General features: G+C 60.3%; 4 protein-coding genes. 1 reads left to right on the plus strand and 3 read right to left on the minus strand.

What is annotated here, in order from left to right; genetic code table 11:
- Positions 1–87: 87 nt before the first annotated feature.
- Both JF66_RS18910 and JF66_RS18915 read right to left on the minus strand, forming a co-directional pair.
- Positions 88–954, minus strand: coding sequence for an alpha/beta fold hydrolase (locus JF66_RS18910; RefSeq protein WP_035880425.1), 867 nt, complete (start codon positions 952–954; stop codon positions 88–90).
- 81 nt (positions 955–1035) lie between these two features.
- Entirely contained in the window at positions 1036–1434 is a 399-nt protein-coding gene (locus JF66_RS18915) for a VOC family protein (protein WP_035880426.1), read from the minus strand.
- 97 nt (positions 1435–1531) lie between these two features.
- Between JF66_RS18915 and JF66_RS18920 the strand changes: the two genes are divergently transcribed.
- Positions 1532–1867 carry a hypothetical protein gene (locus JF66_RS18920; protein ID WP_231556510.1) on the plus strand — a complete coding sequence of 112 codons (336 nt, stop codon included), beginning with the start codon at positions 1532–1534 and terminating at the stop codon, positions 1865–1867.
- A 154-nt stretch (positions 1868–2021) separates the two neighbouring features.
- Here the strand turns inward: JF66_RS18920 and JF66_RS18925 are convergent.
- Positions 2022–2237: hypothetical protein (locus tag JF66_RS18925; protein ID WP_231556511.1), on the minus strand; the 216-nt coding region annotated here is incomplete at its 5' end.

Consider the following 2237-nt stretch of genomic DNA (forward strand, 5'->3'; position numbering starts at 1 on the left):
TCCGTGCGCAGCTGTACCTTGTTCATTCGTTCAAGCTATCGGTTGGACCAAATTGCCGCGTAAATCAGGGTCCGGAAGGGGAACCGCTTACACATCAGATGTGAACTCCTCCAGCTGCTCGAGGAACGTGTGCGTGACGCGTCGAAAGGCTGTCGGTTGTTCGATCCAGGGGTAGTGCCCGCACGCTTCGATCGTGATGGATTGTCCTGCGGGGAACATTCGAGCGACGGCTTTGACAGGTTCAAAGCCGACAAGGCAGTCTTGCGCCCCCGCAATGACGAGAACGGGTGCCGTCATCTCGAGAAGCTGTGCGGCGAGGTCTTGTGGTGGGTCGACGCTGAAGTAGGCCGTCGCGGCGGCTCGGCTCCAGTGCCCGAGCTGTGCGTGTGCCCGTCCCGCCTCATTCCAAGTCGCGTAGCCCACGGCCGCCGAGTCACGCTGCCAGACGGTGAAATCGTCCTCAGCCGACGTGGCCGGTCCGGCTTCCAGCGCCAATATTGCGCGGTCGAAATCTGTGTCACCACGGCGTTGGTCGATGAGAGTCGGGACATCCGTCGGCTCATCAACTAAGTACCCTGCGGGCGGGGTGATCAGCACCAAAGCCGCAATCTTGCGGGGGAATTGCGCGGCGTAGGCAATGGCCAAGCGGGTTCCAGCCGAGTGCGCGACCAGGGCAACCCGGTGCAGTCCCAGGTGAATGCGGAGTTGCTCCACATCGACAGCTTGACTCCACCACGACCCCCGTTGTGGATCACTCGGTGCTTGGGTCAGGCCGACACCTCGCAAGTGCGGCACGATCAGGCGGTGCTCCTCACCCAGCCCCGCCAGATCACCCAAGTAGCTGGGATGACGGGCCGCGCCACCGGCCAGGAGGATGACCGGGATTCCTTTGCCGGTGCCGGGAATGTCCTCGTAATACAGGGTTGACCCATCGGAGCTGTCATAGCGTGGCATGACTCGACGCTACAGGGCAGTAAAAGGAAATCCGGATAAACAATCCTGAAAGTCGGTGACCGGCGATCCCGAAAGGAGGCCTCAGCCCACTGCTGCGGCGACGACTTCGACCTTGAAACCTGCTTCGTTTTCGAGATAAGCGGTGTAGTGGTCGGGACCTCCCGCGTACGGATACCGATCCGCGTACAAGGCCTTCCAGCCGCGGGTCGAAGCCTGGCCCGCGATGCGGTCGATATCTGCCTGCGTTCCGCCATGAAGGGCAATGTGATTCATCCCAGAAAGCCGTCGATCATGCGCCTCGTCGGACACGGCGGGCGGACGGGTGACGACCAGATAGACCTCGCCGCATCGCCAAGAAATACCGGTGTCCCACTCCTGATCGACCGACCAGCCCAGAGCGACAAGCAGCCAGCCCCACGAAGTTCGCGCGCTGTCCAAGTCAACAACCCAAATCTCGATGTGATGCACCCCAACTGCCATGTCCCCATCGTTCCACGAACGCAACGGGCACCCCGAGACGATGTCAGCTGAGGAGGAATGACCGTAGTGCGATGATTCAAGAGTTGAATGAATCGAAGTGTCCGTCATGGGACGCCCCGGCGAGATCAACTCGTTTCACGTCTCGGCCGCGGTCGGCGTACAGCGCTTCTTTCTCACGCTGTACGCTCGAGTCATGTCGATGGTGGGTTCGAACGAAACAGTCAGTCTTGCCTGGGGGAAAATTCTCATGGGTGTGGGCGTCCTGATATTTGGCACGTCATCCGTGCTCGGTGGTGGTCCGTTGTGGCAGCTCGTCACGGCTGCTGCTGCTGTTGCCTTCGGTCTGGTCTTGGTAATCACCGGACTCCGCAGCCTCGTCGCTCGTCGACGAGAGCAACTTAAGGCGCGGGACGAAGACCTCGGAAGAGACTAGCCCGAGCTGGGCGACACGCCACTGCTCGGTGGCGAAATCAACTTCAGCGCCCACCAGCAAGCCATGACAAAGATGAAACGTGCTTGACCGAGCCTCCGGAACGCGCTGAAGAACCGCTCCGCGAGGCCAAACTGACTCACAATATCGTTGACCCTCATGTCGTCCTATATGTGGAACCGTAAACGACGCGGCAACAGAGGAGTCCGACCAAGTCGATCTGGACAAAGAAGCCCACAAACGTCGCAACGTCATCGAGCGCTTCGAGACCTTCGAGGCCTTCGAGGCCTTCGAGGCCTTCAAACAATGGCGCGGCATCGCGATCCGGTACAACAAGCTCGTCCTGAAAGGTCGGGACGACCATTACTCCTCG

Origin of the sequence: Cryobacterium sp. MLB-32 (assembly GCF_000738085.1) — a bacterium.
GTDB lineage: Bacteria > Actinomycetota > Actinomycetes > Actinomycetales > Microbacteriaceae > Cryobacterium.

Coding starts and splice junctions, on each gene's coding strand:
- JF66_RS18910 (WP_035880425.1), bottom strand. CDS start 954: ATGCCACGCTATGACAGCTCCGATGGGTCAACCCTGTATTACGAGGAC.
- JF66_RS18915 (WP_035880426.1), bottom strand. CDS start 1,434: ATGGCAGTTGGGGTGCATCACATCGAGATTTGGGTTGTTGACTTGGAC.